The organism is Neptunitalea lumnitzerae (assembly GCF_027924185.1).
Lineage (GTDB): Bacteria > Bacteroidota > Bacteroidia > Flavobacteriales > Flavobacteriaceae > Neptunitalea > Neptunitalea lumnitzerae.
In genome coordinates this window covers 1,121,489-1,136,109 of record NZ_BRVO01000002.1, presented here as the reverse complement: position 1 = coordinate 1,136,109, position 14,621 = coordinate 1,121,489, and the positions used below count along the sequence as shown (strand labels likewise).

The following is a 14,621-nucleotide window of genomic DNA, read 5'->3' as shown; positions in this document are numbered from 1 at the left end:
TATATAAAGCAGGATACAAATTTTTAATCAGCACATGGCTGAAGAACAAGTAAAAACAGAAACTAAAAATCCAGAAGAATTTTTAGCTAATTTCAACTGGCACAACTACGAAGAAGGTATTGATCAGGTTGAAGATGACAAACTAAAAGAATTTGAAAATTTAGTTGAGCAAAACTTTGTAGATACTGCAGATGAAGAAGTAGTAGAAGGAGAAGTAATTCACATTACAGATCGTGAAGCTATTATTGATATTAACGCTAAATCTGAAGGTGTTGTTTCATTAAACGAATTCCGTTACAATCCTAACTTAGCTGTTGGTGATAAAGTAGAGGTATTGATTGACGTTAGAGAAGATAAGTCTGGTCAGTTAGTATTATCTCACCGTAAAGCTAGAACTATCAAAGCATGGGATAGAGTAAATGCTGCGCATGATAGTGGTGAAGTAGTTAACGGTTACGTTAAGTGTAGAACTAAAGGTGGTATGATTGTAGATGTTTTCGGAATCGAAGCTTTCTTACCTGGTTCTCAAATTGATGTTAAACCAATTCGTGATTACGATCAGTACGTAAATAAAACTATGGAATTCAAAGTGGTTAAAATTAACCATGAGTTCAAAAACGTAGTTGTATCTCATAAAGCGCTTATCGAGGCTGATATCGAAGAGCAGAAGAAAGAAATTATTGGTCAATTAGAAAAAGGACAAGTATTAGAAGGTGTTGTTAAAAACATTACTTCTTACGGTGTGTTTATTGACCTTGGTGGTGTAGATGGATTAATCCACATTACTGATCTTTCTTGGTCTCGTATCAACCACCCTAACGAGGTTGTTGAATTAGACCAAAAATTAAACGTAGTAATCTTAGACTTTGATGATAACAAGTCTAGAATTCAATTAGGTCTTAAGCAATTACAGAAACACCCATGGGAAGCTTTAGGTGAAGATGTAAAAGTTGGTGATAAAGTTAAAGGTAAAGTAGTTGTTATTGCAGACTACGGTGCATTTATTGAAGTTGCTGACGGTGTTGAAGGTCTTATCCACGTTTCTGAAATGTCTTGGTCTACTCACTTACGTTCTGCTCAAGATTTCGTAAATGTTGGTGACGAGGTTGAAGCTGTTGTTTTAACTTTAGACAGAGAAGAGCGTAAAATGTCTCTAGGTATTAAGCAATTAACTCCAGATCCATGGACAGACATTACTGCTAAATACCCTGTAGGTTCTAAGCACACTGGTACAGTACGTAACTTTACTAACTTTGGTGTATTTGTTGAATTAGAAGAAGGAATTGACGGATTAATCTATATCTCTGATCTTTCTTGGACTAAGAAAATTAAGCACCCATCTGAGTTTGTAAATGTTGGAGATCAATTAGAAGTTGTTGTTCTTGAATTAGATGTTGACGGACGTAAACTTTCTTTAGGTCACAAACAAACTACTGCTAACCCTTGGGATAAATACGAAGAAGAATTTGGTTTAGGTACTACCCATACTGCTGCTATTGACGAAATGGTAGACAAAGGTGCTACAATCACTTTTAACGAAGATATCGTTGCTTTCATTCCTTCTCGTCACTTAGAGAAAGAAGATGGTAGCAAACTTAAGAAAGGTGAAACTGCTGAATTCAAAATCATTGAGTTTAATAAAGAGTTCAAAAGAGTAGTTGCTTCTCATACAGCTATCTTTAAAGATGAAGAGAAGAAAAACGTGAAGGCTGCTACAGCTAAATCTAACAACGCTACTGAGAAAACTACTTTAGGAGACTTAGATGCATTACAAGAATTAAAAGACAAAATGGAAGGAAAATAATTTCCGGAAACTTTATAATTCATAAAATAAACCTCTGAGAAATCAGAGGTTTATTTGTTTTTAAAGCACTGGTTTTCAGTAGTCTTAAAAAATAATTGATTTTTTTGGTAACAATTTTCGTAGTTCTGTATCAAAAGGGAAACTTTTAAATAATTAGAATTATGAAAACAATATCATTTTTACTTTTAGCCTTCTTAGTTAGTATAGTAGCTAACGCACAATATTCTTTTAACGTTCAAGTTTCTGGTAAAGGAGCACCAGTACTTCTTATTCCTGGTTATTCATGTAGTGGTGAGGTTTGGAATGAAACTGTAGACCATTTAAAGGACTCTTATGAGTGTCATGTTTTAACACTTCCTGGCTATGCAGGTGTAGCACCTATAGAGTCTTCTAATATTTTAGAAACGGTTAAAAACGATATCTTAACCTACGTAAGCGATAAAAAATTAAATAAGCCAATGCTTATTGGGCATAGTTTAGGTGCTTTTATGAGTATGTGGTTGTCTAGTGAAGCACCCGATACGTTTGGTAAAGTGGTGTGTGTAGATGGTGTACCATTTATTAGTGCAATGACCAACCCAATGGTGACCGAGGAAAGTATTAAAAATAATCCTATGTTTGATAAAGCAACTATTATTGAGCGTTATAAGCAAACACCAGATGAAGGGTATGTAGAAAATATGACTACTGCTATGTTACAACAAGTTTCTGATAGTGTTCATGCTAAACAAGTAGCTATATGGAGTTTTAAAAGCGATAGAGCTACGTTGGGTAGTACCATGGTGGAAATGTCTCTAACTGATTTAAGAGATGATATAGTCAAGGTAAAACAACCGGTATTAATTTTAGCTAGTACTTTTATGACCAAAGAGAACAGCCTACGAATATACAATGAGCAGTACAAACTATTACCTAATAAAAGAATTGAAGTGGCAGATAGCAAACACTTTATTATGTATGATGCTACCACTTGGTTTTTCAATCAGATAGATGCTTTTTTAAATGAATAAACAGAAAACTACTTTGGAAAAATACAATTTTGATGAGCTTTATAGGCAGCACGCGCCTAAGGTACAGAAGTTATGTTTAGGGTATAGTGGAGATTCAGATGTGGCTAACGATTTGGTACAAGAGGTGTTTATAAGTGTTTGGCAGCATTTAGACTCTTTTAGAGGTGCTTCTAAAATAAGTACTTGGATTTATAGAATAACCGTTAATACTTGTTTAGGATATTTAAGATCTGAAAAAAAGAAACCTGCTCAAGTAACCGATAGGCTTTTGGAAACCGTAGCAGACGCTACTACACAAGACCCAAGAATACAACAATTATATGCCGCTATTGCTACCTTAAAGGAAGCAGATAGAATATTAATAACCATGGTGTTGGAAGATATTTCTTATGAAGAAATAGCAATTGCTTTAGAAGTTTCAGAAGCAACGCTTAGAGTACGTATTCATAGAATTAAAAAACAACTAACCGAAATTTTTGAGAAGAATGGACAATTTTAAAGAGTTACAAGATATATGGAAATCTGGTGGGAGTAAACAGTTACCAGATGTAAAATCTATTATAAGCAAGGCTAAGAAAGATCAAAAGAGTTTGGTGTCGCAATTTTTAATAGCTGTAGCATGTATGTTACTTTCTATTTTTGTAATTGTATGGGTAGGCATAACCTACGATTTTGAAATGATAACTACCTACATTGGTATTGTATTAGTGCTAATAACAGTGGTTGGGTATAGTGCAATTATGGCTTACCAAACCTATAAATTAAAACGAATTGATATGTCTGCTTCACCAGAAAAGGTAATACCGTTATTAGAAGAGCGTTTTCAGTTTGCACAATTGCTAGCCACTAAGGGTATGGTTTCTTATTACCTTTTGTTAAATATAGCCTTGATCCTGTATTTTTTAGAGGTAATGGCGCCGATGAAACCCATGTTAAAAACCATTTGTATTAGCGTTTATGTAGCATGGATGTTTATAGCGTATTTTGTGTTAGGTAAAAGACAACGGGAAAAGCAATATGCTAAATACAACAGAATGTTAGATGGGCTAAAACAAATGCAACAGTTGTACACAGAAGAAAAACATTAAAGTAAGAGGACTAAAAACTAGTCCTCTTCTTGTTTAAATGGTGGAGTTAATTGGTGTTTGTAAGAAAACAATACCAATCCTACTTTAGATTTTATATCGTACCTGTCAAACAAAGCGGCGCGGTAAGCCTCAATAGATTTTACAGAGAGTCCCATAATATCGGCTATTTGCTCATAGGTATATTCTTGCTCTTGGCATACTAAGGTTAAAAATTCCATTTCGCGGTGCGATAAGGTAATGCTGTTACCACTGGTAGGTTTATCTTCATAGGTACGTACACGTTTTAGTATTTCGGCAACGTTGCTGTAACCAAAGTTGATAATATTTTCTAAGGTGGTTTTTAGCTCTTGTGCGGTACAATTTTTATGTAAAAAACCACGGGCACCATTAAAGTATGCTTGGTCTATAACATCTTCGTCATAGTTTTGTGTAAGTAGCAATACCTTCATGTCGGTATCCTCTGTTTTTAAGTCTTTTAATACTTCAATACCATTTTTAAAGGGCATAGAGTAATCTAAAATATACAAATCGGGCTCTGGTGAAAGCGGTAAGGAGTTTATAAAATTAACGCCACTTTCAAATTCATGGGTTACTTCATAGGTTCCCATACGGTCTAAAAGTCCTTTTAGGCCTTGTCTAACAATCTTATGATCGTCAATTAAGCAAACTTTAGTTTTGTTCATGTTCTAGGTTTTTGGAGATGGTTATGGTGGTACCTTTATTAGGTAGGGTGTCTATGTTAGCAATAAAATTGATAGCCTTAGCTCGGCTCTCTATATTTTTAAGCCCCAAGCTACTGCTGTCTTTAGCTTTAAGGTAATTAAATCCTTTTCCGTTGTCACTGATGTGCATTTTAAATATAGGCTCAGTATTAATAATAATATCTACTTTGCTAGCTTCAGAATGCTTAAAAATGTTGTTCATTATTTCCTGAAAAATACGGTAAACAACTATGGTTTCGTTAGTACTATATTGCTTTTGCATAGAGCCATTAAGTGTAAAATAAATGGCTATGCTTGTATTTTTTTGTAAGCGTTGTACTTCTTTATCAATGGCTTTTAATAAACTATCTTGTAATAGTAACTGGTTGTTTAACGAGTGGCTAATATTACGTATAGAATGTGATAATTGGTTAAGTGATTGCGATACGGGCTCTAATTGTTCTGAAAAATCAGGATAATCTAATTTTAAATTTTCTAACTGAAAATTAATATATGTAAGTTGTTGCCCGGCATCATCATGTAAATCTTGCGAAATGTTATTAAGGGTTTGTTCTTGTGTTTCTACAACCGTTTCATTCAATGTTTTCTGAAAATTCAAGTCCTTCTCATAAATAACCTTGGTATAGTTTTTTACCTTTTGTATGTATAGTTTAATAATCAATGCACAAAACAGCACAATTAGGCATATAAATAAAAAACCAATAATAATTCCAAATGCTATATTTTTAAGCGGCATGTTTTAGTTGTTTTCGTTCTTTGTGAATATAAAGGTTAATGAGTAGGTAATATGCTGTGTTAGAAAAGTATATTAGTAATTTGTACAGTGTTAAATGGTCTGTAATTTTAAAATAAATGATGGGGTTACTTTGAAATGCAAATAAAAAACTAGTACTTAAAAGTAATATTATTGGAGCTGAGATTAATAAAAAAAAAGAATCTTGAAAAAAGTATAATCTTTCACTTTTAAGCATTTTGAAACTGAGTAATAAAAAGATAATGATGTAAATAAATGAACCGACAATACCTGTGAAGTTATTGAAATTGTTCATTCCTTCTATATAAGTGAAATTAATTATGGAAAATGATATAAAAAAAGTTAAAGTACTTAGGAAAATAGTCTTGTGTATTTTACTTTTTCTTAAAATCAAAAAAATCCATAAAAAATGATGTATAAAAATACCTAATGTGTTTACAAGGTCTCTTTTTAGGTTGTTAATATGAAAGTAGAGGTTAGTCATCTCTGTGAGTAGGCATACCAGTAGTATTAAGAGAAGAATATAAAATTCTTCTCTTTTTGTTTTGAAATTAAATAGTAAGTGCATTATAGATAATAGTATAACTAGATGTACAAAATTTAACTCTGATGCTATGCTGGTAAAATTTATTTTATAGGGCATCACTATATATTGGGTGGATGCTTGGTTCATATGTGAAGTCAAAAATAAATGTACTAAATTCACCTTGGTTTACTGTTAATATAACTGTTTCAAAAGTCGTTTCATCAGGTCTGGTAATTATAACTTTTTTGAAATTGAATTCAAATTCTTCATCTTCTTCACCATGGTTTTCATAAATAGCGTCTAACAGAGGTATAGAAAAACAATATTTATTAGAATCAAAAAGTGTTATTGAAGCTAAATCTAAGGTGTTATTTTGTAAATCAATTAAGATGTATTTATCAAAATAGGTAGCTCCATTCAGTACCGTTTGAATTTCTGTCCAAGTATGAGATATGGTTGCTACATTTGTATCAATTGAAATTGAATAATCAGTTGTATCAACTTGATGTGTATCATAGGCAAAATCTTTGAGTGTTTGATAGTCACAAAAATTATTAGCATTATCTCTCAAATATTTGGCTCTTTCTGGGATTGTTTTTAATTGGTTATAAGCAGTCATGTTAGAAATGCATGCTATTTCTTTTTTTTCAAGATTTTTCATAATTAAAAATTTGTGTTAGTAATATCAATTGGTTTTGCTAAAATATAAAGCTTTAAAAGTAGTTGATTGGGTTAAACAACTACTGTTAAGAAAGGGGTATCCCTTTCCTTAATTAGGGGTTTCCCTATTTAATAAATTGAAATGGTTATTTACATAGTGTTGGGTCATCTGTATAATCGTACGTTAATACATCTGTTCCTCTTGAAATTTGTATGTATATACTTGAACCTTGTTCTGTAAATAAAATATTTTGTGAGCTATGCTCGTCAATTTGATTAACGCTTAATAAACTTTTTAATAAGGCAACAGAATAGCATGAACTGTATGGGTAATATGAGCTTTGTTGTAGGTTTAGTTGGTTGTTAGCTATTGAAAATGAAATGTAATAATTATAAGTATCATTTATTTCTGCTACTTCTTTAGTGCCTAACGTAGTATTTAAGATTGTATAAAAATCATGTACAGTCATTAATACCTGATTATTTTGTTGCGGATACCAAGAAGTTTGACTCTCTACGGTATGTACATCTTCAATTAATGTATAAGAAGCGTCAAAGTCAATGTAGTAATCATTTGCATTTAACCAATTAGATACGGCGGTATCACAACTACCAGAGCAATTATTATAAACTGCATCTAAATCTACCGTATAGGTAGTGGCAGTGCTATCTACAATAAAATTAGAATTATTAGTAACCCAACTGCTTGTAACGGTAGCCGCATCTATGATGATAAAGTTATCTTTTCCGTTGACTTTTTGCAGCGTACTTTCTGTTAGGTTGTTAATTACGTTGTTTTCTTGAGTTATTATTTCATTGTCTGAAGCGCAAGAAATAATACTACCACTTATTGATAAGAACAGTAGTCCTAGGTTTAAAAATTTTTTCATAGGTGAAGAGGTTAGTTGTTAGGTGTGTTAAATATAGTTAAAAAATATCGGTTGAGATTAAAAAAAAATATTGTAAACGTAGAGTTTACAATAACTTAAAGTGTTTGTAGGTGAAAACCGGTTACTTTATCATAAAAACAATTGAGTAATTTAACTGGTGGTTTAAAAAAATGGTTGAGCAGACCTAAAGCCTATTATCTTAGATTTAAGCATAAGGGTTTTAAAAGATTTTGGAGGGAAGATATAATTGCTAGTAACGACAGTCCTGCCAAAAAAGCGTGGTCTATTGCTTTGGGTGTGTTTATTGGTTTTACACCTTTGTATGGCATTCAAACTGTTATTGTATTGGTACTTGCTGGGGCGTTACGGTTAAATAAGGTTATAGCCCTGTTTTTTACGTACATAAGTCTGCCTCCTTTTATTCCATTTATAATGTATGGTAGTTTACAACTTGGCGCTTGGATATTAAACGCCCAAGAAAATTTTAGTTGGAAGCTGGTTCAAAAAGATTTTGATGTGCTGGCACATTTAAAATATTATGTTGTGGGTAGTCTAATACTTAGTGCAGTGCTAAGTACAGTATTTGCAGTAGTGGGCTATTGGTGGTTTAGTTATAAAGCACAAAAAACAACTACTATTTATGAACCCTAAAGCTACCGGTGGTTTGGTCAAAATGAATCAAATCTTTAGGAAAAAGGTCATTAAAACTGCCCTTACTAATTAAATTACAAGGTTGATCTACAGTAAAGTTATCCTTAGTAAGTATCATCATTTGATCGCACAGCTGAATGGCCAAATCAATTTCATGGGTAGAGAATAAAATAGTTTTTTGTGTGGTGTGCGCTACCTCTTTCAGTAATTTTAAAATATAGGCTTTGTGGTAAATATCTAAATGAGTAGTAGGTTCATCTAACACAATTACCGAGGTGTCTTGTGCCAAGGCTCTTCCTAACAGTACTTTTTGTAATTGCCCGTCACTAAGCTCATAACTCTTTTTATGTTTTAATGAAGATAGCTTTAATAGGTCAATTACCTCAATAACTTTGGCTTTGTCTTGTTTAGATAAAGACCCTATCCAGTTGGTGTAAGGTTGTCTACCCAGGGCTATAATTTCCGATACGGTTAAATTACTAGGGGGGATAGCACCGGTAAGTACAATACTTAATTCTTTAGCTAAATTTTGTTCGGTATAATTTTTTAGTTGTTTTCCATTGAAAGTAACCACTCCGCCAAGAGATGGTATCATACCACAAAGAGTTTTAAGTAGGGTAGATTTTCCCATGCCATTGGCTCCTACAAGTCCTATCAATTCGCCTTTTTGTAATTGAAACGATAAGTTTTCTGCAATGGTAGTAATCTCATTTTTATGAGTATACCCAATACTAAGAGCATTGGCTTCTAAGGTGTATGTAGTGGTAGTACTCATAGCTTACAACAATATTTTGCGTTTACGTAAAAGTAACCAAATTACCATTGGTGCCCCAATAATAGAGGTAATGGCATTTATGGGCAACGTTAATTGACTACCAGGTAATTGGGCTACGGTATCGCAAAATAACATTACAATACCACCAATAAGCATGGTAGCGGGTATTAATATAAAATGATTAGAGCTTTTAAGCAGCATACGGGTTATATGTGGCACAGCTAAACCAATAAAAGCTATTGGACCAACAAAAGCAGTAATACTACCCGCCAAAAGGCTAGTAGCAATCATAATAATGTAACGTAGTTTTTTTACAGAAACTCCCATACTAATAGCATATTGCTCTCCTAACAATAAGGCATTAAGTCCTTTTACCGAAAATAGGGTACACAACAGCCCAATAAATATAATACTCACAAATAAGGCTACTTGTGGCCAACTTAGGTTACCAAGGCTTCCTAAGTTCCAAAAAACATATTGCTGTAGTTTTTCCATAGAAGCAAAGTACGAGAGTATGTTTACCACTGCCGCAGTTAAGCTACCAAACATAAGCCCTATAATAAGTATAGCCATGGTATCTCTAATGTTTCTTGCTACCAATAAAATGGCAAGTAATACTATAAAACTACCCAAACTAGCCGCAATGGCTAAAGAGAAAGAGCTGTTAAAAATGCCTACCCCTAATAAAGAACCTCCCATAACTAAGAGTGCCACTCCTAACCCAGCACCAGAGCTAATACCCAATACAAACGGCCCAGCTAACGGGTTTCTAAAAAGCGTTTGCATTAATAGGCCTGATACTGATAAACCGAAACCGGTAAGTATAGCCGTAATAGCTTTAGGCAAGCGGTATTGTATTATAATATGTGCCCAGGTATGTTTACTAGCTTCTTGTCCGGTTAAAATTTTTAAAACCTCTTGAAACGGAATATGTACTGAGCCTAAACTAATGTTTACTACCATGCCTAACACTATAATAAGTGCTAAGCCTACAAAAATGGTTTTATATGAAAATGATTTTGGCACTTATTCTAATGGTTTAAAAAACTGTGGGGTATAATTGGTTAATACATTTGGGTGTGTAAAATAAATAAGATCTTTAAGCACCAAATCGGGTCTTGATGGAGCAAGCTCATAATACAACAAGCCTCCAGTAGCTCCTTTGGTGTTGCTAAAGGTATAAATGTTTTTGTTTTTAAATGCCTTAAAGTTTTTATAAGATGCACTTTCGTCTAATAACTGGCTGTAGGCTGTAAATTGTCCTGGCGCTAACCAAAAATCAGCATTAATTGCTTTGTCATAAACAGTTTCAAAGTTTAAAGATAAGCTTCCGGTATCGTTGTTATCACTCCATAGATATTGAGTGTTTGCATCAGCAAGAAATTGAGCCATCCAGCTTCTACCTCCCGGTAGGTACCAAACATCTCGGTACATAGCCCCACTTACTACAGTAGGTTTAGTGTTGCTTGCAGCAGCAAGCTGTTTTGCATTATTGTATTCTGTTACAATATGAGAAAAGATGCTATCGGCTTCTTTTTCTTTATTAAAAAAGGGTGCAAAAAATTTAATCCATTCTGCTTTACCCAGCGGAGTTTCTTCTGCCCAGTCTCCGTTGTATACTACAGGAATGCCCGTTTTTTGTAACGTAGCGTATGTTTTATTTTGGTTGTTAATAGAAAAACCAATAACCACATCAGGGTCTAAATCTATAACGGTTTCTGTATTTATAGATTCATTAATACCTAGTTCTTTAACCAATCCATTATCTATACGTGCTCTGGTTTTTGGCGAAGAAACATATTGGGTATCAGGAAAACCAACCAAGGTGTTTTCTACCGCTAAAGCTTCTAAAGAAGGAATATGCGTTGTTGAGGTAACTACTAAATTTTCAACAGGAGTCTGCACTACAGCATCAAATTCACCTGTTGGAGTAGGAGTTCCTTTTGGTATTAAGGCATAGGTGAAAGTTCGGTCGGCGTTGGGCCAAGGCTTGGTTACGGTAATTAGCGTATAGGTGTCTTTATTCTCTACAGTAAATCCTTTAGCATACGTAACTTCAATAGTTTGAGATACTGCTGGGGTAACTTCTTTTTTTGTTTTTTCTGAACACGAAACGGTAAGAAAAAGCAGCGATAAAGCAATGCTTACCGACAAAAAGGTGGCCTTGATATTTTTCATAAAGTCAAAGGTATTTAATTTTGTTTTGCTAACAAAAGTCATTTTATGTGGGTACTACTTGTTTTAATTTTAATAAAATTTAGGCGACATGGACTCAAATAATACAACGTTGTATATACTTGCAACCGTCATAACACTTCATTTTTTAATAGGTTTTATTTGGTTAATCGTAAAGTTTTCCAAAAAAAATGATTTTGAAAGATGAATTTTGTTAGGTTTTAAATAAAAATATTTGTGTAGTTTTGTTTACAGAATATTGGTTTTGTTAGTTACATTAATGTCATTAACAATTAAAGGGAATTCGGTTAAATTCCGGAGCTGTTCCCGCAACTGTAAGCTTAGTTTAGTAAACGGTAGCTACTTCTTCAAAATACCACTGGGCGTTTAGTCTGGGAAGGTTGTAGTTATACGCAAGCCAGGAGACCTGCCATATTCATAACATAATTTAATGCCTTCGGGATAAAGGTGTGTATGAGTATGAAACAAAACTATCTTATATTATTTCTTTTTTTAATAGCATCATTTGAAGTGTATTCTCAAGATGTCCCTGTGGTGCCATTAGATGAGGTTGAGGTGTCTGATACCCAACTAAAAAGATATTCTAATACCCAGCAAACAAGGGTGTTGACAGATAGTGTGTTAACTAATAACAGTGCTTCATTAACTACCGTTTTAAATTTTACAACCCCTATTTATTTTAAAGAGAATGGTTTGGGTATGGTTTCTTCGCCATCGTTTAGGGGTACTACAGCTCAGCAAACAGCCGTACTTTGGAATGGTATTAATATAAATTCACAATTAAATGGGCAAACCGATTTTAATACGGTTAACAGTCGCACGTTTGATGCTATAGAGGTGAGAAGTGGCGGTGGTAGTGTGTTGTTTGGTAGTGGTGCTATCGGGGGCTCTGTTCACTTAAATAATTACATACAATTTGATAAAGGATTAAGTGCTTCTGCGCTTTTAAAATACGGTAGTTTTAATACCTTAGATGCCACTGCCAAAGCAACTCTTTCTAAAAAAGATTATAGCTTACAAGTAGGAGTAAGTAGGTTAAGCTCTGATAACGATTTTGATTTTGTGCAAACCGATGGTAGCAATTCTAACGGACAATTCTATAATACAACCGTAAACCTAAACGGAGGCTATAAAATTAATGACAAAAACTTGCTAAAATATTACAGTTATTGGTATGATGGAGAACGCCATTTTTCTGTGATTAATCCTACCGATGTTAAAACCAAGTATGGTGACTATAATACCAGAAACTTATTGGAGTGGGATGGGTTTTATGGTAAATGGATTTCTAAGTTAAAATTAGCCTATATAACCGAAGTGTATAAATATTATGCCAATATAGATAATGATACCCATACCAATGGTAAAGCTAAAAGTATGATTGGTAGGTATGATTTGGCTTACAAGGTTTCTCCTAAATTGCTATTAAATTCGGTTATAGATATTACTAGTACCACAGGGGAAGGGAGTAGTATCCCTGAAACTAACAGAACCATTACAGCTTTTAATGTAATGGCAAAGCATCAGCTAACCGATAAGTTGTTGTATGAAGTTACTGCACGAAAAGAATTTACAGACGCTTATGAGAGTCCGTTTTTATATAGTTTAGGAATTAATTACAACCTTACTAAACACTATGCTATTAGTGCCAACGGGTCTAAAAACTTTAGAATTCCTACTTATAACGACTTGTATTGGGCAGGTAGTGGAAATCCTGATTTAAAACCGGAAACTTCCACACAATATGAAATTAGTAATACGTATTCCTCCAAATACATTACACTTGAAGCTACCGGTTTCTATAGTGATATTGAAGATATGATTCAATGGATACCGACAGGTTCACTATGGGCACCGGTAAATATTCAAAGAGTTAAAAATTATGGTGTTGAAGGTCAAATGAAAGCCTCTCTAAAACTAAATGAACATAGTAGAGTAGTTTTTCAAGCAAATTATGCTTACACTGTTTCTAAGGATCGGGAAACAGATAAGCAATTGGTGTATGTTCCTTATCATAAAGGAGGGGCTTCATTGACTTATTCTTTCAACCAGTTTTCTTTTGTGTATCAAAGCCTGTATGTGGGTGAGGTGTTCTTACTTGCAGACAACAACCCAAGGTATGTGTTAGATGGTTATTCGGTAGCCAACGCAGGGGTAGATTATACTTTTGGAAAACAAAAGACCTATACGTTAGGAGTTAAATTTAATAACATTTGGAATAAGGCATACCAAGCTATGGCGAACAGGTATATGCCAGGAACTAATTTTAATATTTATTTACATTTTAAATTATGAAAATGAGGGATTTATTTAAGGGTGTCGCGTTATTTTTTGCTGCGGCAATAGTATTTACATCATGTAATGATAATGATGATAATATAGTGCAAACAGAACCACTAGGAGACTATGAAGAAGGTATTTTTGTAACCTCTGAAGGAGGCTCTATCTCTGGATCTGTAGATTTTATAGCAAGCGATTTTTCGGTTTCAGAAAACTCTATATATGCTAACGTAAACAATGAAGAGCTAGGTACTTATTTTCAATCGGCTTATTTTGATGGAGATTATGCGTATTTAGTAGTAGATAATGCAAATACAATTACTGTTGTTAACAGATACACTTTTGAAAAAGTAGGTACTATAACAGGGTTACTAATGCCAATTTACATGACTGTAGCAGATGGTAAAGGATATGTAACTAACTGGGGAGATCCTTTTAACGCAACAGATGATTTTATAGCTGTAGTAAATTTAGAGAATTTTGCAGTAGAAAGTACTATTTCTGTTGGTGAAGGGCCACAGCAATTAGTTGCTACAGACGGTCAGTTATTTGTTACACACCTAGGAGGATACTCTTCAAATAACATAGTTTCTGTTATAGATTTAGCAGATAATACAGTAAGTACTATAACAGTTGAGGATAATCCAGACGATATTGTAGTAAACAATGCGGGTGAAGTTGTGGTATTATCTCAAGGAGCTACTTTGTACGATGCTAACTGGAATCCGATTGGTGATACAGTGGGGTCTATTTCTTTTATTAATACAAGTACATTAGCTGTAGATAACAGTTTTGCTTTTGCAGAAGGGAACCACCCAAGTTTAATGGCATATAATAATGGTGTTTTATACTATGTGCTTAATGGTAGCGTTTATAGTATGACAGATGCTGCTACTGAATTACCAACATCAGCAGATTTAACACTAGATGCTAGTGTGTATGCTTATGGTATGGCAGTAGATAATAACAATTTATATATACTAAATGCTAGTTTTACTGAATTAAGTGATCTTTTAGTATATGACCTAGGAACCTTTACAGAAACTTATTCTTTTGAAGTAGGACTAGGAGCTTCTCACGTATATTTTAATTAATATTTCTATAATCCTTAGTTTTAGTTGCTACTGGTTTAAGTAGTTAACCAAACATTTAAAAAGAGCTTTTTCACAGAAAAGGCTCTTTTTTTTATTTTTAAACACTTTCTTAAAATAATGTGAAATTAGCTTTATTTAAGCTTCCTTATCATAGATATAAGACATTTTTTT

14 protein-coding genes and 1 riboswitch are annotated in these 14,621 nt (G+C 33.6%); of the genes, 7 read left to right on the top strand and 7 right to left on the bottom strand.

The annotated features are described in order from the left end of the window. Positions 1-34: 34 nt before the first annotated feature. From rpsA to Y10_RS12210, 4 genes are all read left to right on the top strand, one after another. Positions 35-1,804, top strand: a complete 1,770-nt coding sequence (gene rpsA, locus Y10_RS12225; protein WP_281765671.1) for a 30S ribosomal protein S1 — start codon at positions 35-37, stop codon at positions 1,802-1,804. Positions 1,805-1,965: 161 nt separating this feature from the next. Beyond that, a complete protein-coding gene (locus tag Y10_RS12220; RefSeq protein WP_281765670.1) occupies positions 1,966-2,814 on the top strand; it encodes an alpha/beta fold hydrolase in 849 nt (282 codons plus the stop codon). Next, complete coding sequence (locus Y10_RS12215) at positions 2,807-3,313, top strand: RNA polymerase sigma factor (protein WP_281765669.1); 507 nt, start codon at positions 2,807-2,809, stop codon at positions 3,311-3,313. The genes Y10_RS12220 and Y10_RS12215 overlap by 8 nt, the downstream gene beginning before the upstream one ends. Next, a complete protein-coding gene (locus Y10_RS12210; RefSeq protein ID WP_281765668.1) occupies positions 3,300-3,902 on the top strand; it encodes a hypothetical protein in 603 nt (200 codons plus the stop codon). The genes Y10_RS12215 and Y10_RS12210 overlap by 14 nt, the downstream gene beginning before the upstream one ends. Before the next feature lie 17 nt (positions 3,903-3,919). On the opposite strand, the gene Y10_RS12205 is transcribed toward Y10_RS12210, so the two are convergent. From Y10_RS12205 to Y10_RS12190, 4 genes are all read right to left on the bottom strand, one after another. Continuing rightward, positions 3,920-4,585 carry a response regulator transcription factor gene (locus tag Y10_RS12205; RefSeq protein ID WP_281765667.1) on the bottom strand — a complete coding sequence of 222 codons (666 nt, stop codon included), beginning with the start codon at positions 4,583-4,585 and terminating at the stop codon, positions 3,920-3,922. Continuing rightward, positions 4,572-5,360 (bottom strand): sensor histidine kinase, encoded by a 789-nt coding sequence (locus tag Y10_RS12200; RefSeq protein ID WP_281765666.1) that lies wholly within the window; start codon positions 5,358-5,360, stop codon positions 4,572-4,574. The genes Y10_RS12205 and Y10_RS12200 overlap by 14 nt, the downstream gene beginning before the upstream one ends. Positions 5,361-6,010: 650 nt before the next feature. After that, positions 6,011-6,565 carry a hypothetical protein gene (locus Y10_RS12195; RefSeq protein WP_281765665.1) on the bottom strand — a complete coding sequence of 185 codons (555 nt, stop codon included), beginning with the start codon at positions 6,563-6,565 and terminating at the stop codon, positions 6,011-6,013. Between the two features lie 145 nt (positions 6,566-6,710). Further along, the gene (locus tag Y10_RS12190) at positions 6,711-7,454 is read right to left on the bottom strand and encodes a hypothetical protein (RefSeq protein WP_281765664.1); all 744 of its coding nucleotides are present in this window, start codon (positions 7,452-7,454) and stop codon (positions 6,711-6,713) included. A 141-nt stretch (positions 7,455-7,595) separates the two neighbouring features. Between Y10_RS12190 and Y10_RS12185 the strand changes: the two genes are divergently transcribed. Beyond that, complete coding sequence (locus tag Y10_RS12185; protein ID WP_281765663.1) at positions 7,596-8,105, top strand: DUF2062 domain-containing protein; 510 nt, start codon at positions 7,596-7,598, stop codon at positions 8,103-8,105. On the opposite strand, the gene Y10_RS12180 is transcribed toward Y10_RS12185, so the two are convergent. The 3 genes from Y10_RS12180 to Y10_RS12170 are packed head-to-tail and all read right to left on the bottom strand — an operon-like array spanning position 8,089 to position 11,058. Then, positions 8,089-8,880 (bottom strand): ABC transporter ATP-binding protein, encoded by a 792-nt coding sequence (locus tag Y10_RS12180; protein WP_281765662.1) that lies wholly within the window; start codon positions 8,878-8,880, stop codon positions 8,089-8,091. The genes Y10_RS12185 and Y10_RS12180 overlap by 17 nt on opposite strands. Before the next feature lie 3 nt (positions 8,881-8,883). Beyond that, positions 8,884-9,906 (bottom strand): iron ABC transporter permease, encoded by a 1,023-nt coding sequence (locus tag Y10_RS12175; protein ID WP_281765661.1) that lies wholly within the window; start codon positions 9,904-9,906, stop codon positions 8,884-8,886. After that, entirely contained in the window at positions 9,907-11,058 is a 1,152-nt protein-coding gene (locus tag Y10_RS12170; protein WP_281765660.1) for an ABC transporter substrate-binding protein, read from the bottom strand. A 240-nt stretch (positions 11,059-11,298) separates the two neighbouring features. Then, a riboswitch (cobalamin riboswitch) is annotated at positions 11,299-11,504 on the top strand. A 31-nt stretch (positions 11,505-11,535) separates the two neighbouring features. On the opposite strand from Y10_RS12170, the gene Y10_RS12165 reads away from it, so the two are divergent. Both Y10_RS12165 and Y10_RS12160 read left to right on the top strand, forming a co-directional pair. After that, a complete protein-coding gene (locus Y10_RS12165; protein ID WP_281765659.1) occupies positions 11,536-13,371 on the top strand; it encodes a TonB-dependent receptor plug domain-containing protein in 1,836 nt (611 codons plus the stop codon). Between the two features lie 2 nt (positions 13,372-13,373). Beyond that, entirely contained in the window at positions 13,374-14,450 is a 1,077-nt protein-coding gene (locus Y10_RS12160) for a YncE family protein (RefSeq protein WP_281765658.1), read from the top strand. Positions 14,451-14,621 lie beyond the last annotated feature (171 nt).

Bases quoted from the DNA above. Each gene is read 5' to 3' on its own strand.
- Y10_RS12205 (WP_281765667.1), bottom strand. From the start codon at position 4,585: ATGAACAAAACTAAAGTTTGCTTAATTGACGATCATAAGATTGTTAGA.
- Y10_RS12215 (WP_281765669.1), top strand. From the start codon at position 2,807: ATGAATAAACAGAAAACTACTTTGGAAAAATACAATTTTGATGAGCTT.
- Y10_RS12195 (WP_281765665.1), bottom strand. From the start codon at position 6,565: ATGAAAAATCTTGAAAAAAAAGAAATAGCATGCATTTCTAACATGACT.
- Y10_RS12165 (WP_281765659.1), top strand. From the start codon at position 11,536: ATGAAACAAAACTATCTTATATTATTTCTTTTTTTAATAGCATCATTT.
- rpsA (WP_281765671.1), top strand. From the start codon at position 35: ATGGCTGAAGAACAAGTAAAAACAGAAACTAAAAATCCAGAAGAATTT.
- Y10_RS12160 (WP_281765658.1), top strand. From the start codon at position 13,374: ATGAGGGATTTATTTAAGGGTGTCGCGTTATTTTTTGCTGCGGCAATA.
- Y10_RS12210 (WP_281765668.1), top strand. From the start codon at position 3,300: ATGGACAATTTTAAAGAGTTACAAGATATATGGAAATCTGGTGGGAGT.
- Y10_RS12170 (WP_281765660.1), bottom strand. From the start codon at position 11,058: ATGAAAAATATCAAGGCCACCTTTTTGTCGGTAAGCATTGCTTTATCG.
- Y10_RS12190 (WP_281765664.1), bottom strand. From the start codon at position 7,454: ATGAAAAAATTTTTAAACCTAGGACTACTGTTCTTATCAATAAGTGGT.
- Y10_RS12180 (WP_281765662.1), bottom strand. From the start codon at position 8,880: ATGAGTACTACCACTACATACACCTTAGAAGCCAATGCTCTTAGTATT.
- Y10_RS12220 (WP_281765670.1), top strand. From the start codon at position 1,966: ATGAAAACAATATCATTTTTACTTTTAGCCTTCTTAGTTAGTATAGTA.
- Y10_RS12200 (WP_281765666.1), bottom strand. From the start codon at position 5,360: ATGCCGCTTAAAAATATAGCATTTGGAATTATTATTGGTTTTTTATTT.